This window comes from uncultured Sphingomonas sp. (genome assembly GCF_964235535.1).
In the GTDB taxonomy this organism is placed as follows: domain Bacteria; phylum Pseudomonadota; class Alphaproteobacteria; order Sphingomonadales; family Sphingomonadaceae; genus Sphingomonas.
The window spans coordinates 1-23,030 of the sequence record NZ_CAXSBH010000049.1 but is presented as its reverse complement, the minus strand read 5'-3'; the positions used below and the strand labels follow the sequence as shown (position 1 = coordinate 23,030).

Sequence of the window (23,030 nt, the reverse complement as noted above, 5' to 3'; positions counted from 1 at the left end):
GCGGGGTCAATGTTGGACGCCGATCCGGGGTCAAGATCCCGCGCCGGTTGACAGCCCAACCCTCGGAAGCGCCCTGAACCGCGCGCCTTCCATGGCGCTATGGTGCGCAGGCGTCCCTCTCGCGACGGCGAACCCTTCTCCGTCCGATCGGCGACCTGCTCAAGCAAGCCCACGCGGACAGGCGCGATCTGGCTGCCAGTCGGTACGCAAGCTCCTACCGTGGTCGCGACCTCCAGATCGACATCTACGGCAACGCCACCAATCGCGGAGGCCTCCGCGATCGTCATCGCGAGATCTCGAGGCTTATGGATCCGCAGCAGATCGTCCGCGTCCGCGATTTCTCATTGAGCCGGACTCCAGACACGTCCGCGCGATCGCGCCCGCCGGTCGTCATCGACGGCCTGGACCTGATGGGGGAGAACTATCGCGGAGTGACGTCTTCCCCTTCGCTCTCGTTCGCGACTTGCATTTCGACAAGCGACATCTGTCGGGTCTCGTTCGGCTTCGCCGACCGCGAGGTGACCTACTCGTTGCCGAAGCGCGACCTTTACGACCACGCGCGCACGACTAGATGGGTCCGAGCGCTGGTTGCGGCACACCGCATAGCGGGAACAGCAAGTCGCCGAAGCCGAGCGTACCGCCGAACGACGGCACGGCCTAGGCAGCCCGGCCCGAGTGGCCGCGCGACGGTGGCGATCGGGTGATGCAACTGCGTCGATCCCGGTCCCTGTCGAACTTCGATACAGCTGTGCAACGAAGGTAAGCGAATCGCGGATGGTGGACGTCGCCCGGGGGCTCTAGAAATTACCTCGTGCCTGCTGGAGAACGCCCATGACCGGTCTTTCGTCCGTATTCGCCTCCGTCTCGACGTTGGCGACCGCAGCCCCGCCGCCGGGCGGCTCGAGCGATCTCCGGACACGCGCCGCCAACGACGACGTGGCCTCGCTGACCGTGTACGCGCGCCAGCATCCCGCCCAGCGCGACGCGCTCTTCAGCGCGATGATGAAAGCCGGCAGGACGGGCGACGTCTCCAGGGTCGCCCAGGCGCTCAAAAAGGCCGATTTCGACGTGCCGGTCTGGATGCGCTACGGCCAGGGCGGCGGTCCGGCCTATTCTATACGACCCGACTCCGATCAGACCGCACGCATCTCGAACAGCCCGGCGTGGAACGACCTCGTCAGGTCGGGCCAGGTGACGGCGTCAGAGCAGCGGGTGATCAGCCGCATGTCGAACAACGAAGGCCGGCTCGACTCCGTCCAGGCCTACGACAGCGAGATCGCGACGCTCGGCGCGATGCAGAAGACCATCAACTCGGCGGGCACGGGCGAGCTGCCCAAGCAGGTCTGGGACTTCAGGCAGGCCGAACCCCAGAAGTACCGGTCGCTGTTCGCCGATCGGGGCTGGACGGTGGAGCGGGTCGGCAAGGGCAACACCGCCTCGGACTTCGCCATGCGCCTCACCGTGGACGGCCGGACGATGACGGCCGCCCAGACCGAGGCGTACATCAAGGACCGCGCCAACCCGGAGCACTGGAACAAGGCGCTGGACCCGCTGCTCGACGCCGGCCGCGATCCCGCCTTCCAGGCGCAGCAAATCCGAGACTTCGCGTCGCGGCTCGAAACCGCAATGGCTGTCGTGCCGCGCGGGGCCGGCTACACCCGTCCCGCCTCCGCCTACATCACGAGCGAACAGGGCGCGGCGCTCGTCCTCGACCAGCACGTCAACAGGCCCGGGAGGGTCGCCGGAAGCCTGGGCGCGGCCCTGGACAGGTTTCATGCCGCCGATCCGGCGGCCCCGCGCGATCCGGCGCGGTGGACGGCGGAGCAGCGCGCGAACTACGAGCCGCTGATCGTGACGGCCTATCAGAGCCAGCGGATCGGATCCGGCATGACGCATCCGGTCGACCGTCATGCCCACATCGTCGGCGAGGGCACCCGGCTCAGCGCGGCGCCCGGCTCGTTCGTGACGGCCCCGCGCTGACGTGACGCTCGCCTTCCTCCTTGCGGCTGCGACGGCCGCGCAGCCGATCGCGCCAGCTGCGGCGGTCTGGTCGACGATCGGTCCGCCTGGCGGCGTGACCAGCGTCGTGGGCCGCGTCCGCACGGGCGGCCGGATCGTGGCCGACCGCTTCGTCGCGGACGCGAGGCTGGCGAAGGAGGAGCGCGGCGCGTTCGCGGAGACGCCGGCGCGTCGCGGGAGCTGCGCCTGGGCGTCGGCGGCGCGTCCGTTCACGAGGCTGCGACGGTTCGCCGGCAACGGACGGCTGCTGTGGACGTGGCGGGCGGATCGCGAGGAGCAGGCGCTACGGCTCCATGCAACCAACGCGGCCGATTGCCTGTCGCCCAGCGGCGGCCGGCTGACGGTTGTCAGCTACCGGCTCGCCCCCGGCGAGGAGGTCACGCCATTGGGCAACGCCGTCGTTGCGGTGGACCGTCGACCGGGCTTCGCCGACGCGAAGGGCATCGGCTCTCGCGAAGCCGATATCATCGGATGGCGTCGTGGCGCTCCGTCGATGCTGCTTGTCGAGATGTCGGACGGCGGCGGCAACGCATCAATGCGCCAAGTCGCGGTTCCCTGAAGGTTTCGCGGGTACCTGCCTCCCCGCAGCGCGCGGGTCCTCCCCGGATGCGACCCATGGCTCTCTGACTGCTAGCCCGCTTGTCCGGCCTCGGCCGATGGTGGCCGCACGCTTCCGGTTCCCGCCCGTGGACGCGTCGGTCGACGTGGACGCACCATCGGGAGCCTCAGAGGCCGACCGCAGCCTTCTCGGTCACGACGGTGTTCCGGCCGCGATCTTTCGCTTGCCTGACCAGCTGCGCTGCCGCCTCGACGATCGCGGCCGGTCCCCGGGATCGCGAGGATACGACGCCCGCCGAGAAGCTCACCATCCCGAGCGGCTTGTCGTTCTCGCGCAACTTCATGCGCCGCGCCGTCAGCGCCTCACGCCCCGTTTCCAGCAGGTCCGTCGCATCCGTTGGGTTCATGGCCTCGAACAGCACCATGAACGCGTTCCCGTCCCAGCGGGCGCTAGTTTGCCCCGAGCAGCTCTCCTGCAGCGTTTGCGCAACCGCGCGCAGGACCCGGTCGCCGACCGCGCGGCCGTACTGGTCGTTGATCGTCCCGAACCGGTCCACGTCGATGATCGCGACCGAGCAACCCTCCGGCCCTGCCGCCGCCTCGGCGAGACGCCGCTCCATGGCGGCGCGGTTGAGCAGCCCGGTCAGGCGGTCGCGCGAGGTGTCGTCGTGAAGTGCGTTCAGGTCCTCGCGCAGCTGCCGGGCCTGGCGGACCGCCTCGCGCAAGCGAACCTCGGCACCGGCCGTCCGGTCGATCACCGCCGTGATGATCGGGCGTACGTCGGCTCCCTTAGGATCCAGCATCGCCGCCATAGTCGTGATCAAATCGCGGTTGAGATCGCCCGTGGCGTTCGCGGCCTCGCCGGCTATGTCCAGCACCCTGAGAGTCAGGCCGTCCAGCTGGGGCGCCATGTCCCTGATCGCCTTGCCCGCGCCGACCTGATCGGGCGCGAGCTCGCGCACCTGATCCGGGGTGATCCGGACGCCCCCGTCGGTGATCTGGTCGACGTTGTCGCGCAATGCCTGATCGCGGCCGAACAGGACGCGGTGCGCGAACCTGTAGTGCTCGGGCGTGTGGTCGAGCCGGTGCTCGTCGAGATACCGCAGCACCCGGTGGCCGGTTCCGTCCTGCTTCCTGCCGCTCGCCATCGAGGTCACCCCGTTCTGAACCGTTGCCCATACGCCTGCGCGGATCGATCCGCATTACAAGCGCGAGATCGGTCGGTCGTCCCGTAATCTTTCGCCATCGTCGCAAAGCTTGCCATCTGACGGCGCGCCGCGATCGCCGTCGACCCGCCATCCCCGCTCAGTTCTCCGTGGCGGTGCCGATCGCCGCCGGACATATCTTCCCCGCCTTCAGAAGCGCCCTGATCCGAAATAACGCGGCCAGGCCCAGAACGAGCAGGACGCCGGCGAGCCCGGGATCGCCGATCCTTCCCACCAGCATCGGCACGAGGCCGAGGTGGAAGGCCGCTCCCAGCAAGCCGATGAAGCGAGTGGCGAACAGCACGCTCTCCAGCCACATGCTCACCCGCGGCTAGACGAAGGCGGCGATCATCAGCCCGACCGGGACCAGCTGACTTCCGACACGGCCGAGGAGCAGCTCGCCGACGAAGCTGGCGACGACGATCGCGAACACCCCCCGGGGCGCTCGAGATCAGGCCGATCAGGTAACCCCACATCGCACGCTCCCCGCAGCCGCGGCGGCGTCGTCCAGACAGCCGGCGGCATCTTCGATGAACGGGGATGCCGGCCCTCTGAACCGGATGTTGGAAACCTGAAACGAGACAGGCGCGAACGCCTTTAGCCGGGCGGCCTGGACATGCGCGTCCGCCACCCGGTCACAGAATGGGTCCTGCGACCTTTGCCTCTCGGCCGGCTCTCGATTCGAGGTTTCCACGCACCGGCGCACGAATAGGTTCGTGCGCGGTTCGAAGTTATAGCGCGGGCGTTAAGGACTTCGATACGGTCGACCCGAGTCGTGCCGCTCACCGCGCTGCGGCGAACACCGGCCTGCCAGCCGCTCCATCGGGCGCTCCGCTAACCCAGCAGCAGTTCAAGCCCAGCATCGGGAAGAACCATCCACTCGACGATCCGGTCATCGGGGATGTCAAATCCGCGCCCACGCAGCGCATCGGCGTCACGAGGATGCAGGATGCCCTTCGATCCGTGGCTGCCAGTGCCGTCGATGTTGACGACCACGACCTCGTCGCCCTTCCGGCCGAGGATGTGGGCGTGGACCTTGCCGCCACCGGCCATATGGGAAGGCTGGTCAATGCGGATGTTCCGGTCGAAGCGCCCGCTAATCCACTTGCCTTCGTCGAGCCGCTGGTATGTCGCGCCATCCCGAGTCACCGTGACGGCGGCGATAAGCGGGACGCCGTCCTCCTCGCCGGCAACGATGTCCATGATCTTTCGGATTACGCCTGCCGCCCTTCCGCCGCCCGTCGTCATGCGGCGCGCACGTAGAATTGGTGATTGGAGGACGACTTGCGGACCGTGCGGATACCCGCCCTCGCGCCGTCGACCTCTGCCTTGAACATACGGCCGCCGCGCAGGCGCGCGCCTTTGCTGAAGCCCTCCCAGTGCCTGGTGGTGAAAAGGTCCTGCAACTTGAATTCCGAACCGGGGTCCATCTTAGCCGCGGCCTTCATCGCCTGCCGCACGATCTCCCCGGCCTCCTTCTCGTCCGTCAACTCGTTGCAGTTTCTCAGGAACAGAGCCGAGATGCTGGGCACCCCCGCCCTCTTCCGCTTGCGCGCAAGGGACGCGTAAGTCTCGTCGTCGATGATCGTCTTGATGACTTTCATATCATGAGCGCCTTTATTGTTTGATGCACGTATGATATGGACCGGCGTTGTCAAGGTGATGACCGCGCGGCGGCACCTCGCGGCGGCACCTCGCGGCGGCACCTTTCCGCTCGGTGCTACTCCGTTCTGACGTGTGGCGACCGATCGCCCCATCTCGGTCGTCATGGATGACGGTGGGGATACCGCCACGCTCGCTCGGACAGGAGAACTTCCGTTCATCGAGTGAAAGATCGGCGTGGAGGGTGCGGCCGGTCGCCGAAGCGGTCGCTCGCAAGTCTCCTGCGGTCGATCTTGCGCTGGGTGGGCTGGCCCGCCGTCCTCGCCCCCAGCTTGCATCAGATCAGCATCTCCGTCCGCTCGGCCTCGACGAGCCAGCGCAGGCCGGACTCGCGCGTGTCCCCCGGCAGCGGCATGCCATGCTTCAGGCTCAAGTAGGTGTGAAGCCCGCCCGGCACCGCACCGGCGTCGGCGAGCGCCCGGCCGGGGCCGGTTGGCTCGCCCGCGTAGGACCGCTCCGGCCCCGTCACGCTGCGTTCGTCGGGGCTCGGACCGGCGGGCGGTTCGGCCCGGCATCGGGCGCGCGGGGAGCGACGTCGGTGAGCGAGACGGTGAGCCTGGCGCCGGCCGACTTCTCCGCGCTCACGCGCACCTCGCGCCGCACGGTCGTCTTCCGGGACCAGGTCGCGTCGTGCCGGCGCGAGCTGTCCAACCTGCTGGACCGCGACGAGCGCGTCGTCATCGGCCTCTTCGCCCGATTGGTGACCGACACGTGGGACGGTCTGGGCGGCGGCCACATCCCGAGCCCGGCGCAAACGGACTCCGACTCCGGCATGAGCGCCGCCCGCGCACTGGCCGCCGACCGGGGCGTCCCCGATCGCGTCGCCACCGCCTGGGAGGCCCGGCCGGCGATGTAGAGGGACGTGCTCGCTCGCAGCCTGAAGCTGGCGATGGCTGCCTTGATCGCCCGCGTTGGCGAGCGCGTCAGTGAACGTTCCTGACCCTTCGGGCGAGAGCGCGAGCTGAGGGCCTGGGTAGACGGCGGCACGTGGGAGGCGCAGCCCTGGCGGCAGCGCGTCGGCGAGGAGCTATACCCATACGAGTACGATCAGCTTCGCCGCTTGCGGATCGGCGGGGATTGGCGTTCAGCGACGGTGGTTCATGCAAGGTGCCCCGCCCATTCGACCGGATCGACCGCCGCCTATCGGACTCCGCGCCGCGCCTTTCGACGCGCGTGACGCCTGGCCGTTGCAGGAGCACGGTCCAGGAAGTGCCCGCGGACCCAGTCCCGCAGGTAGGCGCGGGCGAGGTCGCCTCTGGCCGTCGCCGTCACGCGCTCGGCCGCGAGCAGGCGGTCAAGCAGCCCCAGGACCTGTCGCCAATGCTCGCCGCGCAGCCGCAGCAGCTTCTCGATCAGCTTCCCGCAGCCTCGGCCCATGCGCCATGACGGCAGTTCCGTCCCCCAGATGCGCGTCATGAACCCGGCGGTCGCGGCGGCGTGGGACGCGATCTCGGCCTTGGGCCCGCCGATGTAGTGGATGGCCGCGTCGAAAAGGGCTTCGGCGCGGGGATCGTCCATCGCGAGCATTTGCACCAGGACGTCGCCGTCCAGCGAGACATGGTCGTGCCGCATCGCGGCGAGATGGCCCACGCACCGGGCGTAATCGAGGCGGGGAAGCGCGCCCACGGCGACGAGCATGCCGGCGACGACCTGCAGCCAGCCGCTCCTGCCGCTGCCGTAACCGGCCGCGAGCTGCCTCAGGTGCAGGTCGTCCGAGAGCAGGTAGAGGTTGTGCTACCTGGACAGGAGCACGGGATCCAGCATGCGCCGCACGACGTCACGATTGACGATGACGGCGAGCCGGTGGTCGTCGGAGCCGTCGACGGGCAGGACCCGGCAGTGCCGCCGCAGGGCGGCGAGCCCGTCGTCGAAGGCGGCGATGCGCCTGGCCGTGTCCTCCGGCGTGTGGATCTGGCGCACCGCCTGCTCGCCTTCGAAGCCGAGCGTCATGTACTCGCGCCCGACGTTCGGCCTTTCCTTCTCACGGAGCTCCAGCAGGTCGTCGAGCGTGGACTGCGCGATGGCGAGATGGCCGAAGTGCGCCTCCAGCGCGGGCAGCAGCCCGGTCAGGTGCGCGCACCAGGCGGTGAGCGTGTCGAGCGCGGCACCCCGGCCCTTGGACCTGAGCGCCCGCCGGCCCGCGTCCTCCCGCTCGTCGCTCGTCCCCACGCAGGTGCGGACCTCGCCGCCCGCCTGCGCGATCAGCTCGGCGACTGCGAGGACGCTCCTGTGGTTTAGGCCCGCCAGCACCTCGAGAGGGAGCGCCAGCTTCCCGTAGGTCTCGACGATGTTCGCGCCCTGCCCGCTCGTGCGCCGCACCATGTCGAGGACGGGCTCGATGTCCTCGCCCTGCATGGTCATCTCGGCCATTGAGACCGATTCGGGGAAGCGCGCCGCGTGCGAGCGGGTGATGTCGTGGAGGAGCCAGACGTAGCGGTGCGTCACTTCGCGCACGCGGTAGCGCCGCTCGGGGCCGATGCCCTGCGGCAGGATCACCTCGTCGCCGGCCGATCTGCCCAGCACCGCGCGCGAAAGCGGGTGATCGGGGGCGTAGCTCAGCACCTCGGGCGTCGGCCCGTCCTGGACGATGCCGGACGCGTCGGGACCGCCCAGGCCCTCCAGGTCGAACCAGCACCCCGGTGCCGCGGTGCCGCCCGCGGAGACCTCGGCCGGAAGCTGCTCGTTGAAGAAGACCAGGGCCGGATACGCCTCCACAACCTCCTGGTCGTCCCGGTTGACCGACGCGACCTTGAAGCCGAGCGCGAGCGCCCTGGCCCCCTCACCGTGGTGGCGCAGGATGGTCGCGAGCCGCATCAGGTCGATGGGCGCGCCCTCCGCCGCCTGCTCGTCGAAGTCGCGGACGAGCGCCGCCGCCTCGTCGCCGCGGTCGGCGCGCATGAGCACGCTGTGCAGCATCATGTGGGCCCGCAGGTCGACGGGATCGTCGGCGATGGCGGCGCGCAAGTGTCGTTCCGCCGCGGGGAGGTCGCCGCGCGCGCTCTCGGCCGCACCCGCCAGGCGGGCGTAGCGCGACTGGGCCAGAAGCTCGGGGGCGAGCGACGTGACGAACGCGTGCGTTCTTGGTCGGGTGGGGGCGTTGGCGAAAGCCAGGGCGAGCCAGAGCAGCGCGTCGCTGTGGCGCTCGGTGGAGACGTGCCCGTCGAGCGCGAGGATGGCGGTCTCGTAGTCGTCGCGCTTGAGCGCGAGCTCGGCGAGCATGACGCGCTCGGAGGAGCGCGTGTCGGGGCCGAGCGCGGCGATCGTCCGGGCGAGCAGGCCGGCGACGAGTTCCGGAGCGTGGCGGCGGGCGACGTCGGTCGCGGTCACGAGCATGTTGACGCTGCGAGGCCAAGGCGCGAGCGTCGCCTCGACCTCCGCGGGCGCGTCCGCGACCGCGCCCGTCTCGAACCGCGCGCGCAGCAGCATGGCGTCGACGAGCTCGCGGTCGATGCCCGTCACCGCCGCCCGGCGTTCGGGCGTGGCGAGCTCGACGACGCCGGCCCAGTCGCCGGTGCCGCCCAGCGCCATGAGCATCACGAGCGTGCGCGACGGCGAGTCCGGGGCACCGCTCGCCTTGGCCAGCGCGTCCACCTCGCGGTCGGCGATGATGTCGAGGTGCGCCGCGGCGAGCAGCGCGTCGGGATCGTCAGGCGCTATGACTAGGACCTGCGCCGCGATCCGCTCGGCGGCGGGCAGGTCGCACAACGCGCGGTATGCGGTGATGAGGTTCAGGCCGACGCCGAGCCAGCCCTTCTGCTCCGCGTTCTCGAACCGCCGCACCTCTTCCCAGTGCGGCAGGAGGAGCGCCACCGCGTCGTTGATCGTCGACCGGCGATCGTCCGGGGCGAGCGGCTCCGCGTCCTGGACCCGCTCCTCGAAAGCGCGCTCCAGAAGGGCCTCGCCCGCGAAGCGCGCCAGCACGCCGCTGCCCGGGAGCCGGCGGGCGGCCTCGGCGGCGGCGGCCCGCCACTCGGGACCGCCCCGCTCGCGCAGGCAGGTAACGCGGTTGATCGTCACCTGCTCGTCGTCGAGCAGCTCCACGGGCACGAACCCGTCGGGATCGTCCGCCAGGCCCATGGAGGCGATCTGGTAGGCGTTGGCGGCGGCCAAGGCGTTCCCCGGGTCGCGGGCGAGCAGGTCGCGCGCGGCCGCCATCGCAGCGGCGGGATCGCCCCGGATGGCGAGGGCGAGGAGGCGGTTGGCCTGGGCCTTGCCGTCCTCCGGGTTCAGCTCGTGCGCTTCGAGGAGCAGCTCCGCCGCCCGGCGTTCGTCGCCAAGCCTCAGGTGCGCGAAGCCGATGTTCGCGCGGACCCGCGCCCGGATCGCCGGCGAGCCGTCGGCGGCCAGCTGCTCGTCCATCCGCTCAAGCAGCGGCAGTGCGGTGCGGGGCTTGCCCTCGTTCAGGAGATCGCGGATGCGGTCGACCTGTTCGTTCATGAGCCTGTCGATGGCGAGCCGCCCGCCGGGGTCGCCGCCCGAGATCAGCGCCGCGACGCTGGTGAGCTGGGCGGACAGATCGGCCGTCCGGTCCACCACGACGGCGATGGCCGCCACGCCCTCGCGGCCGGTTTCGAGCGTCCTGGCACCGAGGCTGAGCAGCTCGTTGGTCGACGCGCTGTGGTCGGGGTCGAAGGCGTTCAGCGCGTCCCGGTCGCGGCGAATGCGGCGCTGAAGCTCGTCCCAACCCCAGATCTGAATGTCCACCTTGCGGCCGACGGCCAGCTGCTCCTGGCGTATGGTGAGGGCGAGCTTGTCGTACTCGATGTCGTCGGAGGCGGTGGTCGCGACGTAGATCTCGGTGAGCGGCGGCCTGATGGTGAGCGCGCGGCTGACGTCCGAACGGACCTCCTTCTCAGTGAGCCTGTCGCCCTTGGTCTTGAGCTTGCACTGCACGCCCACCGGCTGACGGGGATCGCGGTCGCGCGCGCCGATCAGGTCGATGCCGTCCTGGTTCTTGCCCGACGTCGCGACCCGCTTGAGGTTGGGGTCGCCGACCACGCCCGCGAACAGCGGGACGCACTTGTCCTCGAAGTCGGTGTCGTCCCGTGGCAGGCCGATGACGTTGCTCGACCCCATCAGCGCGCCTGTCCGGATAGGACGCGTGCGACGGCGGACACGTCGTCCCCGCGATGCGCGCCGCCGTTTCGCGTGAGGCGATCCGCGTCGGCGAAGCCGCGTGACGCGGCCGGTCGTGCCGTCGGTTGGAATAAAGTTGGATGTGTCACTAGGATGCTGATCGCGTCTAGCCTGGAACAGGCCGGGAACGCACCATGGCCCGGTCGAACCGTGATTGTCCAGTTCTCCCTCACATCCGGCACATCCGGCACATCCGGCACATCCGGCACATCCGGCGCATCCGGCGCATCCGGCCGCGCATGCTCTGGGGGGGGGGGGAGGCGTCGCAAGTACATTCGCCGACGCCGCCGGATCAAGCGCTGACGAGGCGTCGTCCTGATCGCGGCGGCCTTCGCACCAACCAGGTCGCGGGAGTCCTCAAACGTCGCCGCCTTCTGCGCCAAACCGTCCGTCGGCCCCGGCATTTGCGCCGCGTCGTGCCGCGTGCGACGCCCCAAGGGCGTGTTTTCAATCCACCCCCGAGCCGGCCGCGGCGAGCCGCCGCAGGAAGGGGTGTACGAGCACCATGCGCCTGTTCTCCGACGCGACGTCGTCCTGCCCGGGCGCGGCGAGCAGCGCGCGGCCGGACAGCACCTCGCCCCGTTCCAAACGCGACAGCTGCGACGCCGAGAAGCCGCAGGCGATCCCAGCCTCCCGCAGACCGAGCCCAAGCCGCCTCCGGCCGGCCCTGACGGCCAGGCCAAGCCGGAAGCAGCCCTCGCCGCGGAACGTGTCGCGGAACACGCGGGCGCGGCCGGCACCGTCGCCGCGAACGGCCACGTCGTCCCACTCGAGCTCGAGCACGGCCAGCAGTCGATCCAGCGTGTCCGGCCGCGGCATCGTCCGGCCCGCCTCTATCCGCGACAGCGTCTCCCGCGCGACGCCCACCGCTTCGGCCACCGACTGCTGCTTGCCGTAGCCGTCGCGGCGGCGGGCGCGGAGCACCGCGCCGAGATCCGGCCGCAGCGTGACGTAGCCCCGGGGCAGTCTCATTCGAGCGGGCGTCGGCATGGCGCGTCCAAGGGTCCGGTGGAGGAAAGATGTGACGTTGTTGCGTAGGGCTCCGCGCGCCGTCCCACAACCGGCACATGTCGAAACGGCTGGAAGACCAAGTCGCGATCGTGCAATCTCGCCCCGCGAACCTGCATGGTGACGACCGACCGGAACGGGGCGCCCCGATGGCGACGCTCGACCCAGCGCTGGCCGAATTCGTCAGGGCGCTTGCACGCGCCAACGTCGCCCGGGACCTCGCCCGGGCCGCAGCCGGCGACGGGCTGAATGGTTCGACACCCTGAAGGCTCCGGCGTCACGACTGACCGCGCGCCGCACGAGGCGACCTGGAGGATCATGAAGACCGTCATCTACGCCCGCTTCTCCTCCACGCTCCAGAACGCCCGGAGCATCGGTGACCAGGTCGCCATCTGCCAGGAGCGGTGCGAGAAGGAGGGCTGGACCGTTGTCGGCACCTACACCGATGCGGCGATCCGCGGCTCGGCGGGCATCGGGGAGGCACGGCCCGGGCTCAACGACATGCTCGCCGCCGTGGAGGCCGGTGGCGTCGACCAGGTGCTCGCCGAGCACACGGACCGCATCGCGCGGCATCAGGGCGACGCATACGCCTTTCGGGAACGGATCGAGTTCGCGGGCGCGCGCCTGTTCACGCTCGCCCAGGGCGAGGTCAACGATATCACGGGTGCGTTCCAGGGGCTGATGGACAGCCACTTCAGCAAGAACCTGGCTTTCAAGATTAAGCGCGCGCAGAAGGGTGTCGTCCGCGAGAAGCGGCACCCAGCCGGCATCGCCTACGGCTATCGCAAGGCCAACCGCCTTGACGAGCGCGGCGAGCTGGTCCGGGGCCTGCGCGAGGTGCATCCGGAGCAGGCGCCCGTCGTCCGCCGCATCTTCACCGAATACGGCGCCGGCCTCAGCCCGCGCGCCATCGCCGAGCGGCTCAACGCCGACGGGGTGCCCGCGCCTTAGGGGCGCACGGGCGTGATCACCTACTGGCGCGCGTCCACTCTCTACGGCGACCGCAAGCGGAAGAACGGGATCCTGCAGAACCGGCTATACATCGGGCAGCTCGTCTTCAACCGCACGCGCAAGGTGGTCGACCCGCGCACCCGGCAGGCGCTCATCCGTTCCAACCCGGAGAGCGAGTGGTTGGTCGAGCAGGTGCCCGATCTGCGCATCATCGAAGACGACCTCTGGGCGGCGGCGCAGGGAGTGTTGGGCGAGGCGCAGTCGCGGCCGCCCGAGCGCTCGCGTCGGCCGAAGCACCTCCTGTCCGGGCTCGTCACGTGCGGTACCTGCGGCGGCGCATGGACCGTCCGCGGCCCCGACCGCTGGGGCTGCTCGCGTTTCAAAGAGGGCGGCGCCGCCGCCTGCCCGAACAACCGCACGATATCGACCAAGCTGATGGAGGGACGCGTCCTCTCGGGCCTTCGGGATCGGATGCTCGATCCGGAAGCCGTGTCGGCCTACGTCCGCGAGTACCACCTCGAGCACGCGCGCCGCTCCAGGGAGCTGGCGCGCGAAGGCGGGCAGCTGCGCGGGCGCCACCAGGATGCGGTCGCCAAGGTCGAGCGGCTGGTCATGGCGGTGGCCAACGGCGGGGAGGAATTCGTGGAGATCAGGGAGGTGCTGGCCAAGGCGCGCTCCGAGCGCGACGCGCTGGCCGAGCAGATCCAGCACATCGAGCAGCTGCCCGTCGTCGAGCTGCACCCGACGATCATCGCCGACTACCGCACGCAGGTGGCGGACCTGGGCAGCATCTCGCAGAACCCCGAGGCGCGGCTGGAGGCGATCCCCAAGCTCAGGGCGCTCATCGACCATGTGGCGGTGTCGCCGGCGGCGGACGGCGCGAAGGGCGTGTCGATCACCGTGACGGGCCGGCTGAGCGCGATGCTGGCGCTCGCCACCGGCGAGGCCGTGCCGGTCAAGTTGTATGTTAACGATGGAGCGGGCGAAGGGATTCGAACCCTCGACCCCAACCTTGGCAACTTTCCCCGAGGCCATTGTTCGTCACCTTATGTCACGAGCGCTTAGCATGCAAGCTACTCGCTTTCCTTGCTTTTTATGACGCCTTAGCCTACTCTGGAGATCGCTCCAGTTCGCCCGAGTTGGATATATTCTGCTTACCCCGTGCTTACCCGGCTGGTAGGGTTTGTCGGGTAAGTAGGGGAGGCATTATGGTCAAGCTCACCAAGCGCTTCATCGACACGCTTAAGCCAGCGTCTGAACAGGATGTAATGGCGTGGGACAGCGAGCTGCGCGGCTTCGGCGTCCGGGTTAAGCCTAGCGGCACCATCTCCTACCTGATCCAGTATCGGAACGCCGACGGTCGCAGCTGCCGACTGACGCTGGGCAAAGCAGGCACGCTGACCCCTGACGAGGCACGGACCTTGGCGCGCGGCAAGCTCGCTGACGTGACGAAAGGCGCGGACCCTGTGGCCGAGAAGCGAGCCGCGAGCGGCGCGCCGACCGTGTCCGAGGTATGCGACTGGTATCTGGAGAACGCCAAGGCCGGTCGCATCCTTGGCCGAAAAGGTCGGCCGATCAAAGCCTCCACGCTGACGCTCGACGAGGGCCGGATCAACACGCACGTAAAGCCCCTGATTGGCAGTCGACGGGTCCGAACCCTCAAGATGGTGGACTTGGAAGGCTTCCAGGCCGACATCGTCGCCGGGAAGACGGCCAAACCGCGAACCGGACCGCGGGGGGGTAACACGACCGGCGGCCCCGGCGTCGCGGGCCGGACGGCCGGCATGCTGCACACGATCTTCGCTCATGCGAAGCGACTCAATCAGATCGAGGCCAACCCGGCCGAGGGGCAACGAAAGTTCACCTCGCCGAAGAAGGCCAAGCGTCGCTTGAGCCTAGACGAAATCGCACGGCTCGGCGCGGCGATGACCGAGGCGGCTGGCGATCACGAGAACGCGACAGGGATCGGTGCCATCCGTGTGCTCCTGCTTACCGGCTTCCGGCGCATGGAGGGGCTGGGGCTCAAGCGGCCCTGGGTCCACGGCCGTGAAGGAGCAGTCTACTTCCCCGACACGAAAAGCGATTTTCAGATCCGGGCGATCGGCCGCTCAGCAGTCGAGGAGATCAAGGCACAGCCTAACCGGAAAGGGTCGGATTACGTCTTCCCGGCCGATGTCGGTGCTGGCCACTTCATCGGTGTGGTGCGCGTCCTCCAGCGTGTGTGCAAGCGGGCGAAGCTGACGGGTGTCACGCCGCATGCGCTCCGTCACACCTTCGCCAGCGTTGCCGGCGACCTCGGCTTTTCCGAACTGACCATCGCCGGCTTGCTTGGGCATGCACCTCGCGGCGTGACTCAAGGCTATGTCCATCTAGACCGCGCGCTCGTCGTGGCTGCAGAGCAAGTCTCGGCCGAGATCTCTCGCGCATTGAGCGCACCTGTTCCGAAGAAGATGAGGTCGGCAAAGTTTCAAGGACAGATGCGTATTGCAGCGTAGCCGCAGAGCTGCTTTTAGCTGTGATAGGCCATTATTACTCCGATCATCCGCTGCTGAATAGTTCAAGAGTCCGGTCTGCCTCCCTGATCCCTTGAATATAGAGGATCCAGAAGCGAACGGCCGGACCGCGCCTCTCTCTTGCCAACTTCGGACACTTGTTAATCGATGCCGACATAGGAATTTGAGAGGACGAGCTTCCGGCGCATTCCGGTGGCCTCGTCCTCACAAATGGCCCGGTCGATCGCTAACGCCGCGCATCGGCCGCTGCACCATGTTCAGGGTTCGATGGGCTCGATGAGGAGCCGGTCAAGTCGCTGGGCGAACAATCGTGCGATGCCAGGAGCCTGGATGTGCAATCCGATCTCGGCATAGTTCGCGCTCGGGTTCGCCGAGAGCAGGTTCTGGCTCGTGACGATCAGGTCGTTCTGGTCCCAGCTCACGAACTTAGCATGCATGCCGGTCGGCGGCCGACGCTCGATCGATATGCCTTGGCCCTCGACCTTCTTCGTCAAGGTCTCGCATTGCTCTTGCGACAGGTCCGACGAAGGCTCCTCATACAACAGCCGCGTGGAGACGCCGTTCTCGCGGACAGCCGCCGCGATCGGCCGCAACGATATGCCGACGCCGGTGAGCCCCAGCTTATGGCTGCCCATGGTGATCGTCTCGCGAGCCGCATCCCTGGCGTCGAGCACGCATTCGGCATGCTCCGGACCGAGCAGCAAGCGCAGCTGGGCTCTTCCCGTGTCCGGCTGGCCCGGTCGCCGCCGCATGTTGATCGCCTGCCCCGAAAGTTCCGCGGCGACCCCTCCGTTCAGGCCGGTCACCGTGTGCGCCATCTCCCCGAGGGCATCCATCAGGTCACTGACGATCAACCGGTTGGTCAGGCGGATGGACGCCTCGAACGATGAGAAGCCGCTCGACAGCCAGTTGCAGGAGCCCACCACGCCGACGAAGCCGTCCGCGCCATCGTCAGCGACGATCAGCTTGGCGTGGGACAGCGTCGAGAAGGAGTGAGCCCGGACGAAGTGGGACAGGCCCTGCCGCTTCATCTCCGCGTTGATCGTCTCGCACGCGGTCCTCGTAGCGTTCTCCTCGTCACGTTTGTCGGACTTGCCCCAGAAGATGTCGACCCTGACGCCACGGTCCCTGGCCGCCGCAGCCAGCTGCCCGACCACCTCCATGAAATCTCCGTGACCGATGAAGGTGGAGTGGATCACGATCGAGGAGCGCGCCGTGCGGATGACGGAGCTGAGCAGCGACCTGTGCGCCTCGCCGCCGAGGATAACGTCGTCGATCGAGAACGAGACCCTTCTCGCAGGAAAGCGCCGCATCGGCGGTGCAGCCGTCTGCAGTCGTATGGGAGCGGCCGTCTTCTGGTACGAACCAGCCGCCTTGATGAGGGCGCTCCGCAAGGAGTCCGGCGCCGTGTTTGGCAGTCCCCGCGCCTTGCCGTTCGCGACCGACACGATGGCGAAGCCATCCCCGTGCCTGGCGGAGCTGGCCACCACGCCGCGATACTCCTCATCCTCGTTCAGCATCGCCGCGATGGCGTCCAGCTGGCGCACCTCGGGCAGTGATTGCGAAGCAGCGACGACGAGATCGACCTGGTCGGGTGCCTGCCGGAGGAGAGAGGCCCAGATGAAGTCGAGCTCCCGGTAGCGGAGAACCGACCCCGTCACGCGCTCGACCGCATACCGTACCGGTCTGCGGATCAACCGCGTGATCGCGGGAAGCTCCTCGCGACGGACATTGTCGCGCCCGCCAGCCGTGGCGCAGAAGACGCTGCGCCGGTCCTCCGTCCTCAACTCAACCCATCCCGCCCTCATCAGGTTGATGAAGGCCTCTACCACCATCCGTTCGGGAAGGGAGCCAGCGACCGCGAGTTCTGAGGCCGTCCGGGCCTCGGCGCAGACGGCTTCGAGCAGGAGGTGCTCGACGACACTCCAGCGCCGTCCCTTCGAGACGTGCACGGTCACCGATCCCACCGAAACGGGTATGGCGATCCTGACGACGCTCATGCCGAACATCCCGACAGCTTGGACATCGGGACGATGGCCACACCCGGGATCTGCTCGCCCGACGGCGGCTCGACGAAGTCAAGGAACCGGTCGAGGAAGCTCGGACCCTCGCCCCGTGGCGCCGCGGCCCGAAGGAAATTAAGACTTCCGATCACGACCAGCTTCCATCGCGCCCGGCTCAACAGCACGTTCAACCGGCGTTCGTCGGCGAGGAAGCCAAGCGCGCCGATGCCCGTCCGCCCATTGTTGCGCACGAGCGACACCACCACGCAGTCCGCCTGATCGCCCTGGAAGGAGTCGACGGTGCCGCACCAACCCTCGAGCTTGGGTTTGAAGCCGACCAGGTTCGCCAAGCCCTGCTCGCGTTCCGCGATCGCCTTCTCGAGCGCGACCACTTGTCGGCGGTAAGGACTGAGGACCGCCAGGCTGGGGTGCTTGCCCTCGACCACCTCGAGAAGCGACAGGACGCGCAATGCGGCGTCCACCTCGGCCGGATTGGTCCACCTCGGCTGCCGCTCCGGCGATCGCATGCCTACGACGTCGGGGGCGTAGTCGAGGTCGATGAAGACGAGCGGATCGTCGGGGAGCAGCGAAGGGGAGACCGAGAGGAGCGGCGCGGGTTTCTTAAATCGCTCGGCCGCAGGCGGATAGGTGCGAAGGGCACCCTCGTAGAACACGTCCGATATCATGCTGCCGAGCACGGGGTGCATGCGGTGCTGCTCCAGCAGCTGCTTGCCGATCGTCCGACCCGCCTGGTCCCTGGCGCCCGAAAGGACGTGGGGGACGATCAGCGACTCGAAGAGGAGCAGCATCTCGACCGCCGCGGCGCACGTCCTCTCGTCCACCGTCTCGCCAAGCGTGTCGAGGGCCTCCTCCAACTCCAGCTTCCTGAAGAGCGGCGCGATGATCTGGTTCCCGGCGACGAGCGCCTTCCGCACGCTCGCCGGGCTCGCGAGCAGCTCCTTCAGGCGATCCGCCTCGAACGCGGGAAGCTGCTGATGGTCGCCGATGAGGAGGCGTCGATGGGAGAGCATCAGCGGTGTGAGCAGTTCCACGCCGGTGGCCTTCCCCGCCTCCTCGACCATGGACCAGTCGAACCTACCCCGCTCCTCGAGCAATCTGGCCAGATCTCCCGAATTAATCGACGCGAACACCAGGTTCGCCGAACGCAGCAGTAGGCTCTCGAACGAACGGTCAACTCGCGAGACCTCGCCGTCGCCGTCCTCGTCGCCCCCTTCCGCCGCGCTCGAGTACAGCTCGCTTAGTTGCTGGACCTTGCGGCGGAGACTCGGCGAGGCGGCCTTGACCAAGTCGCTGCCGCACAATGAGGTGGCGATTCGCCGCGCCTGCGCCTCGCGATCCCATTCCGAGCGGGCCTCCGCTTCCAGCGGACGGCAGCGCAGCGGAAAGATCTGCTCCGAACTCTCCGCCGGGAGTTCGGCCAGGGCCTCCTTTACCTCGACCAGAAGGTGGTCGACGGCGGAATGGCTCTGAGCGGAAAGTAGCAGGCGGTCCATTGGCGCGCTGCCGAGCCGCCGTTCCACCAGGGCCTCCACTAGGCGAGTCTTGCCGACGCCAGGCGGGCCTTGGACGAGATACAGCGGAAGCTGATCCCACGCCCCCCGCAGTGCATCGAACTTCGAGTCGTCGAGATCGCCCCGGAGGTCCTCGACGACGGCCGGATCGTCTCGCGACGGCCGGATGCCCCCAGCGGGGTCTGCTAGCACGTCCAGCAGCTCGGTGTGGTCGCGGAGGATGCGGAGCGCGTTGAGCCTGCGCTCGGAGAGGGCGTCGTCGCCGGCTCCGCCGAGGCGCAGGTAGAGGTCGTGCTCCAAGTCCAGTCCAGCGCGGTTGCGCGGAGCGCGGAAGACGTAGCGCGTCGAGGTGCCCGAGTTTTGCACCTCGGAGAAGCGCCAGGTGGTCGTCCTTCCTCCCCGTACGCGGCCCACGGCGAGCTCGTTCGACAGCTGCCACTCGCCGTCAAGACGGATCGTCTCGCCCAATATGCCCGAGCGAAGCCGGGCGGCGGGCGCAGCCAGGTCCATCGCGGACGCCAGCGCCGACAGCGTGCGGTCCTCGCGCCCCTCAAGGACGAGGACCGCCTCCGTACCGCTCATGTCGAGGGAGACGCGCCGGACCGGCCAGATCTGGGTCGCCCGCCAGAGCATGTCCACGACCTGCACCAGCATGGCCGCCGCATACCTCGTGTTCGACCTCATGCTCGCCACCAATGGATCGAGCGGTTCCACGACGATAAGTTCGTCCCAGCGGGTCGTCCGCCCCTGGAGGCGCGGCGCGCGACGTCTCGCCTCTCCGAGAGTAATCACCTCGATGTGCAACCCCTCGAGCGACGCGCTGCCCTTGATCTGCGCCATCGGCGGTCTGTCGCGCTCGAGCAGCCCGCACTGGGCCATGGTCCACGACTGCTCCTGGGTCCTCGGATTGGTGAACGGACGGACCGCCAGGTTCAATCTGTTACAGACGATCCTGTAACCCTCACGACCGTCGTGCCCGCTTGTCTTCACCAGCCGCGGCTGGTCGAGGAGCGCCTCCGATATGAAGGCGAGCTGGGCCGGATAGTCGCCCAGTGCGACCGTGTTCCCGCTGGCCGCGCGTATCTGCTTGGAGAGGTCGCGTTCCGCATCAAGCTGCAGGGCGAGCATCAGCTTCGGTTCGGTGCCGAGACGCTGCTGCTCCAGCGCAGGCAGGATTCTCCGGACGTGGTCCGAGACCACGTCGCAGTCCAGTCGCGCGATGGGGTCCGCGGCCACGAGGGTGCGCAGAAGATCGCGCTCCGGACCCGAGAGGAAGTCGATGTTCGCCGCGGGGTCGGCCCGGTATGGCTCGCGCGGGCCGGAAGCAGACTCGATGTCCAGGATTAACGCGACGAGATTCCCCAGCGCTCGCCAGTCCTCGTAGAACGAGTGCACTGTGCTCCGAGGCTTGCGCGAATGCGCTGGCGGCGCGGCGGCCAACCGCATCGACCACTCGAAGCCCGTCAGGAGGAAGTCCGGATCCTCTCCGCCGTCGGTCATCACGGCCCAGGCGTCGATGTTCCTGTGCAGCAGGCCCTGCCCATGCAGGATGCCGATTGCCTCGGCCAGCCGGGAGACCTCGTGCCACAGCCTGAGACGGGACACCGCTCCCCTTGGCGAGGCGTACCAGCTGCGTCCGCGACGGGAGGCGAGGCCGACCGCGAGCGGCACGCGATCACCGCAATCCAGGATTAGCGTGAAGGCGTGCTCGTCCTCGAACGAATCCCGCAGGGTCGCCAGCAGACCGGATGCGCGCGGCATGCCCTTGAGGCGATTGAGTTGCCTGACCTCGTCGTGCCAGATCTCCCGAAGCACTGCGTCGTCGGATCCGATGCGACGAGGCCACTGCTTGACGACCACCGGCGTGTCGGACGGTCGGAAAGTCGCACCACCCACGAAGGGGCGGGCCGACGCGGTGTCGCCGACCTGCCACCACTGCTCGTCAAGCCCGTAATCGTCGAGTGGACGGGTGTGACCGCCCTTCCCCCTAAGTCGCGCCATCCGGTGATCATCAACGCTCGGGAGCCGGGAGGCAACCGAAGATCATCATGGTCGACCAACCCGGTGCGCGCGAGCTCAGGACCGCGCCTCGGCCGCTCACCGCAGGACGGAAGTCCCCACACCGATCTGCGCGAGGTGCGCCGCGGCGCCCTCCCTCATCTCAATCTCCATGCCGCCACGGACCCAGGAATAGATGAAGGGAACCGGCAGTGGGTTGCTGGATCGTCGGGCGTAGATGGCGTCCTGAAACTCGCGCGAGCGCGCATCGAGCTCGGCGGGGGAGGTGCCGCCATGGACCACGGTCGACCAGAGCTGCTCCGCGGCCGTCTTGATCTGGTCGAGGGCGTCCGCCGCATCCTGCTGACGGAATGATTCGCGCAAGGCCCAGATGATCAACGGGGCACCGGGTACGAGGATCGTGAGGACGAAGTCGGCGAAGGACAGGCTGGCAACGATCCCGGCGGCGAGCAGCATCAGGCCAACCCCGGAAGCGATCCAGACCAGGGCGTAGCCGGTGCGCCTGCGTAGATTGCTGTCGTACCAGAGGTTCTCCCGCTGGCAGATGATCCGGGCCAGATGCAACGGTGCAAGGCCGATCTCTCGCGGGGCATACCAGTCGCGGAGGCGATCGTCGCCGCCCCGCCACCGACGCGCCGCACCGATCTCTGTTTCCGGATCGGGTCGTCTTCCCACCACAAACTCGTTCCAGGGCAGTTCAAGGACTTCATGGTCGAAGACCTCGGACAGCTTCGCGGCTAGCTTCAGCTTATTGCGCTGCATGCGATCCAGGAACAGGAGATCCGACAGGGTCGCGATCAGGGCCAGCAGCGCCACGTGCGCCCGATATTCCGGCACCGCCAAGCCGAACACGGCCGCGATGATCGGCAACGCGACGACCACCAGCAACTGAGCGACCTGGAAGCGTTCGGCCACAGCGTAGACCTGCTTGCGCGCACGAAGTAGCCGGATCGAACGATCGCTGTTCTGTCGATCAGGTATCTCGTTCACGCGTCCTCCGTCATCTTCGCGATCGGTGCTCCCGGCCGCCGTAGTCCGCTTGCCGGCAGGACAGCCAGGATCACTCGATAGCGCTTCTCTCAAAATTTACACCCCGATCAAGGTCGTCCGCCTCGAGGCGTTGTTGCTCACCATGCTCCGTCAGCGGATACCACAAAGCGGTAGTGCGCCACCCTGGAAAGGGTGCCCCAGAGATGATGGGAGGTAGACGCCTAGGATTTCGCAGGCTAGCCGCCAAACGCCTCCGAACTTCGAAATCACTTCCGTCCTCAGGCAAACGACATCGGGCGCGCGCAGGGCGTCGCCGCCGCGTTCAACGGCATCGTCCATCAGCTTCGCCAAGCGGGGCGCTACGTCGACATCGTGCCGGAACCGGGTGAGAGACGATGAGCGGCGCAGAAGATGCTACTCGCGATTATGGGTTCGCCACATGAGAAGAGGTCAGGTCGGCGTGATGGGTTGGCCCGCCTCCATCCATTCGAGCATTGCCCCCAGCAGCTCGGAGGTATCGTAGTCCTTGATGTCGTCTTCGGAGAACCCGGCGGCAAGCTGCCTCTCGTAATACCAGCCCTGGAAGTCGACATAGCGCGCGAGGACTCTCGCGGCACCGGGCGCAGTGGTGCCGGCTTCGCTGACCAGCCAATTGCGGACCTTACGAACGGCGACCTCAAACTTAGCGCCGTGGTACTGAATGTCGGAACCGGAAACATCAGACAGGGCCGCCTGATAGCGATAGGGTTTCTCCTCAAGTACGAGGAAGCGCTTAGCGTCGCGCCCTAAACCGAACCAGCGCCGGCAAGCCCAGTCGGCCCCATACTCGAACGGCATATTAAGCCGGTAGTACTCGCCCTTCTTAGCGGCTTGGGCGCGACTCAGATCATGGATCGAAAACTTGCTGGCCTCGATGAGAGCGGCAATTTTCTCAATGCGCACCTCGGCAGAGTCGTTGCGCTCGCGCGCGATGCGTGGGTGGAAGCCGAGAAAGACGACGCAGAACAGAATGGCCTGAAGGATCGGCTCGTAATCTTCGTCGAACGGGCAGTTGATGAAGACCGACCGCTCGAACGGCGGCTCGGCCACGCTCACCCTTTGGGCGGATGCGGGTCGGTCCCGTACGAGTTGCGCTCCCGGATGCGTCCGTCGCGTCCGTGGATGAAGAGCTCCGTCTTCTGCTTCTGCGCAGTGTCCCGAGCCTTGGCGATCGCCTCGCCCTGCGTCGTGAAGGTACCGGACGCCTTGGACGCGCCAGCACGCCGGACGCTCCACTTGGACCCGTTCGGAACCACATGCTGACCCGGCTTCGCCATGACCTCACCTCGTCGAAATTCTTTTTCACCATAGGGCTTCGTCAACGCGTTTAGAAGGGACATTGTGAGTCGGCCTGCAATGTTGACCCCGTTCGGGGCGGATAGGCGTCCAACTTTG

The 23,030-nt window shown here is 67.9% G+C and carries 19 protein-coding genes and 1 pseudogene; 7 read left to right on the top strand and 13 right to left on the bottom strand.

The genetic code is table 11. The features are described 5' to 3' along the window. Positions 1-831 precede the first annotated feature (831 nt). Both ACFE7F_RS12840 and ACFE7F_RS12835 read left to right on the top strand, forming a co-directional pair. On the top strand, positions 832-1,980 hold the full coding sequence (locus ACFE7F_RS12840; protein WP_375404247.1) for a hypothetical protein: 1,149 nt from the start codon (positions 832-834) through the stop codon (positions 1,978-1,980). Position 1,981: 1 nt separating this feature from the next. Then, a complete protein-coding gene (locus tag ACFE7F_RS12835; protein WP_375404246.1) occupies positions 1,982-2,578 on the top strand; it encodes a hypothetical protein in 597 nt (198 codons plus the stop codon). 166 nt (positions 2,579-2,744) lie between these two features. On the opposite strand, the gene ACFE7F_RS12830 is transcribed toward ACFE7F_RS12835, so the two are convergent. From ACFE7F_RS12830 to ACFE7F_RS12810, 5 genes are all read right to left on the bottom strand, one after another. Continuing rightward, positions 2,745-3,725: a GGDEF domain-containing protein gene (locus tag ACFE7F_RS12830; RefSeq protein WP_375404245.1), complete on the bottom strand. Its 981-nt coding sequence runs from the start codon at positions 3,723-3,725 to the stop codon at positions 2,745-2,747. Positions 3,726-3,882: 157 nt separating this feature from the next. After that, positions 3,883-4,107, bottom strand: a complete 225-nt coding sequence (locus ACFE7F_RS12825; RefSeq protein WP_375404244.1) for a hypothetical protein — start codon at positions 4,105-4,107, stop codon at positions 3,883-3,885. 509 nt (positions 4,108-4,616) lie between these two features. Beyond that, positions 4,617-5,030 (bottom strand): hypothetical protein, encoded by a 414-nt coding sequence (locus ACFE7F_RS12820; RefSeq protein ID WP_375404243.1) that lies wholly within the window; start codon positions 5,028-5,030, stop codon positions 4,617-4,619. Continuing rightward, positions 5,027-5,386 carry a DUF1413 domain-containing protein gene (locus tag ACFE7F_RS12815; RefSeq protein WP_375404242.1) on the bottom strand — a complete coding sequence of 120 codons (360 nt, stop codon included), beginning with the start codon at positions 5,384-5,386 and terminating at the stop codon, positions 5,027-5,029. The genes ACFE7F_RS12820 and ACFE7F_RS12815 overlap by 4 nt, the downstream gene beginning before the upstream one ends. Positions 5,387-5,721: 335 nt before the next feature. Further along, positions 5,722-5,913 (bottom strand): hypothetical protein, encoded by a 192-nt coding sequence (locus ACFE7F_RS12810; RefSeq protein WP_375404241.1) that lies wholly within the window; start codon positions 5,911-5,913, stop codon positions 5,722-5,724. Between the two features lie 69 nt (positions 5,914-5,982). On the opposite strand from ACFE7F_RS12810, the gene ACFE7F_RS12805 reads away from it, so the two are divergent. Next, positions 5,983-6,300 carry a hypothetical protein gene (locus ACFE7F_RS12805; RefSeq protein WP_375404240.1) on the top strand — a complete coding sequence of 106 codons (318 nt, stop codon included), beginning with the start codon at positions 5,983-5,985 and terminating at the stop codon, positions 6,298-6,300. Between the two features lie 284 nt (positions 6,301-6,584). Here the strand turns inward: ACFE7F_RS12805 and ACFE7F_RS12800 are convergent, their stop codons facing one another. From ACFE7F_RS12800 to ACFE7F_RS12790, 3 genes are all read right to left on the bottom strand, one after another. Next, a complete protein-coding gene (locus ACFE7F_RS12800; RefSeq protein ID WP_375404239.1) occupies positions 6,585-7,082 on the bottom strand; it encodes a hypothetical protein in 498 nt (165 codons plus the stop codon). 96 nt (positions 7,083-7,178) lie between these two features. Continuing rightward, positions 7,179-10,520, bottom strand: a complete 3,342-nt coding sequence (locus ACFE7F_RS12795; protein ID WP_375404238.1) for a hypothetical protein — start codon at positions 10,518-10,520, stop codon at positions 7,179-7,181. A 507-nt stretch (positions 10,521-11,027) separates the two neighbouring features. Further along, positions 11,028-11,552 carry a helix-turn-helix domain-containing protein gene (locus ACFE7F_RS12790; RefSeq protein ID WP_375404237.1) on the bottom strand — a complete coding sequence of 175 codons (525 nt, stop codon included), beginning with the start codon at positions 11,550-11,552 and terminating at the stop codon, positions 11,028-11,030. Between the two features lie 95 nt (positions 11,553-11,647). Between ACFE7F_RS12790 and ACFE7F_RS12785 the strand changes: the two genes are divergently transcribed. The 4 genes and pseudogenes from ACFE7F_RS12785 (at position 11,648) to ACFE7F_RS12770 (ending at position 15,034) form a co-directional block, all read left to right on the top strand. Continuing rightward, positions 11,648-11,854 (top strand): hypothetical protein, encoded by a 207-nt coding sequence (locus tag ACFE7F_RS12785; protein WP_375404236.1) that lies wholly within the window; start codon positions 11,648-11,650, stop codon positions 11,852-11,854. Next, positions 11,838-12,728 (top strand): annotated as a pseudogene (locus ACFE7F_RS12780) (recombinase family protein); the annotation flags it as partial. The gene ACFE7F_RS12785 and the pseudogene ACFE7F_RS12780, both read left to right, overlap by 17 nt. Before the next feature lie 3 nt (positions 12,729-12,731). Further along, positions 12,732-13,604: a zinc ribbon domain-containing protein gene (locus ACFE7F_RS12775; RefSeq protein WP_375404248.1), complete on the top strand. Its 873-nt coding sequence runs from the start codon at positions 12,732-12,734 to the stop codon at positions 13,602-13,604. A 143-nt stretch (positions 13,605-13,747) separates the two neighbouring features. After that, on the top strand, positions 13,748-15,034 hold the full coding sequence (locus ACFE7F_RS12770; RefSeq protein WP_375404235.1) for a tyrosine-type recombinase/integrase: 1,287 nt from the start codon (positions 13,748-13,750) through the stop codon (positions 15,032-15,034). 275 nt (positions 15,035-15,309) lie between these two features. Here ACFE7F_RS12770 and ACFE7F_RS12765 read toward each other — a convergent pair whose 3' ends face one another. The 5 genes from ACFE7F_RS12765 to ACFE7F_RS12745 form a co-directional block, all read right to left on the bottom strand. Beyond that, positions 15,310-17,052, bottom strand: a complete 1,743-nt coding sequence (locus tag ACFE7F_RS12765) for a phospholipase D-like domain-containing protein (protein ID WP_375404234.1) — start codon at positions 17,050-17,052, stop codon at positions 15,310-15,312. Then, on the bottom strand, positions 17,049-20,588 hold the full coding sequence (locus ACFE7F_RS12760) for an AAA domain-containing protein (RefSeq protein ID WP_375404233.1): 3,540 nt from the start codon (positions 20,586-20,588) through the stop codon (positions 17,049-17,051). The genes ACFE7F_RS12765 and ACFE7F_RS12760 overlap by 4 nt, the downstream gene beginning before the upstream one ends. Before the next feature lie 96 nt (positions 20,589-20,684). After that, entirely contained in the window at positions 20,685-21,596 is a 912-nt protein-coding gene (locus tag ACFE7F_RS12755; RefSeq protein WP_375404232.1) for an S-4TM family putative pore-forming effector, read from the bottom strand. 450 nt (positions 21,597-22,046) lie between these two features. Beyond that, entirely contained in the window at positions 22,047-22,685 is a 639-nt protein-coding gene (locus ACFE7F_RS12750) for a hypothetical protein (protein ID WP_375404231.1), read from the bottom strand. A gap of 2 nt (positions 22,686-22,687) precedes the next feature. Further along, on the bottom strand, positions 22,688-22,912 hold the full coding sequence (locus tag ACFE7F_RS12745) for a DUF2188 domain-containing protein (RefSeq protein ID WP_375404230.1): 225 nt from the start codon (positions 22,910-22,912) through the stop codon (positions 22,688-22,690). Between the last annotated feature and the right edge of the window lie 118 nt (positions 22,913-23,030).

Coding starts and splice junctions, on each gene's coding strand:
- ACFE7F_RS12840 (WP_375404247.1), top strand. CDS start 832: ATGACCGGTCTTTCGTCCGTATTCGCCTCCGTCTCGACGTTGGCGACC.
- ACFE7F_RS12830 (WP_375404245.1), bottom strand. CDS start 3,725: ATGGCGAGCGGCAGGAAGCAGGACGGAACCGGCCACCGGGTGCTGCGG.
- ACFE7F_RS12820 (WP_375404243.1), bottom strand. CDS start 5,030: ATGACGACGGGCGGCGGAAGGGCGGCAGGCGTAATCCGAAAGATCATG.
- ACFE7F_RS12815 (WP_375404242.1), bottom strand. CDS start 5,386: ATGAAAGTCATCAAGACGATCATCGACGACGAGACTTACGCGTCCCTT.
- ACFE7F_RS12800 (WP_375404239.1), bottom strand. CDS start 7,082: ATGCTCGTCGCCGTGGGCGCGCTTCCCCGCCTCGATTACGCCCGGTGC.
- ACFE7F_RS12795 (WP_375404238.1), bottom strand. CDS start 10,520: ATGGGGTCGAGCAACGTCATCGGCCTGCCACGGGACGACACCGACTTC.
- ACFE7F_RS12790 (WP_375404237.1), bottom strand. CDS start 11,552: ATGAGACTGCCCCGGGGCTACGTCACGCTGCGGCCGGATCTCGGCGCG.
- ACFE7F_RS12785 (WP_375404236.1), top strand. CDS start 11,648: ATGTCGAAACGGCTGGAAGACCAAGTCGCGATCGTGCAATCTCGCCCC.
- ACFE7F_RS12770 (WP_375404235.1), top strand. CDS start 13,748: ATGGTCAAGCTCACCAAGCGCTTCATCGACACGCTTAAGCCAGCGTCT.
- ACFE7F_RS12765 (WP_375404234.1), bottom strand. CDS start 17,052: ATGAGCGTCGTCAGGATCGCCATACCCGTTTCGGTGGGATCGGTGACC.
- ACFE7F_RS12760 (WP_375404233.1), bottom strand. CDS start 20,588: ATGGCGCGACTTAGGGGGAAGGGCGGTCACACCCGTCCACTCGACGAT.
- ACFE7F_RS12745 (WP_375404230.1), bottom strand. CDS start 22,912: ATGGCGAAGCCGGGTCAGCATGTGGTTCCGAACGGGTCCAAGTGGAGC.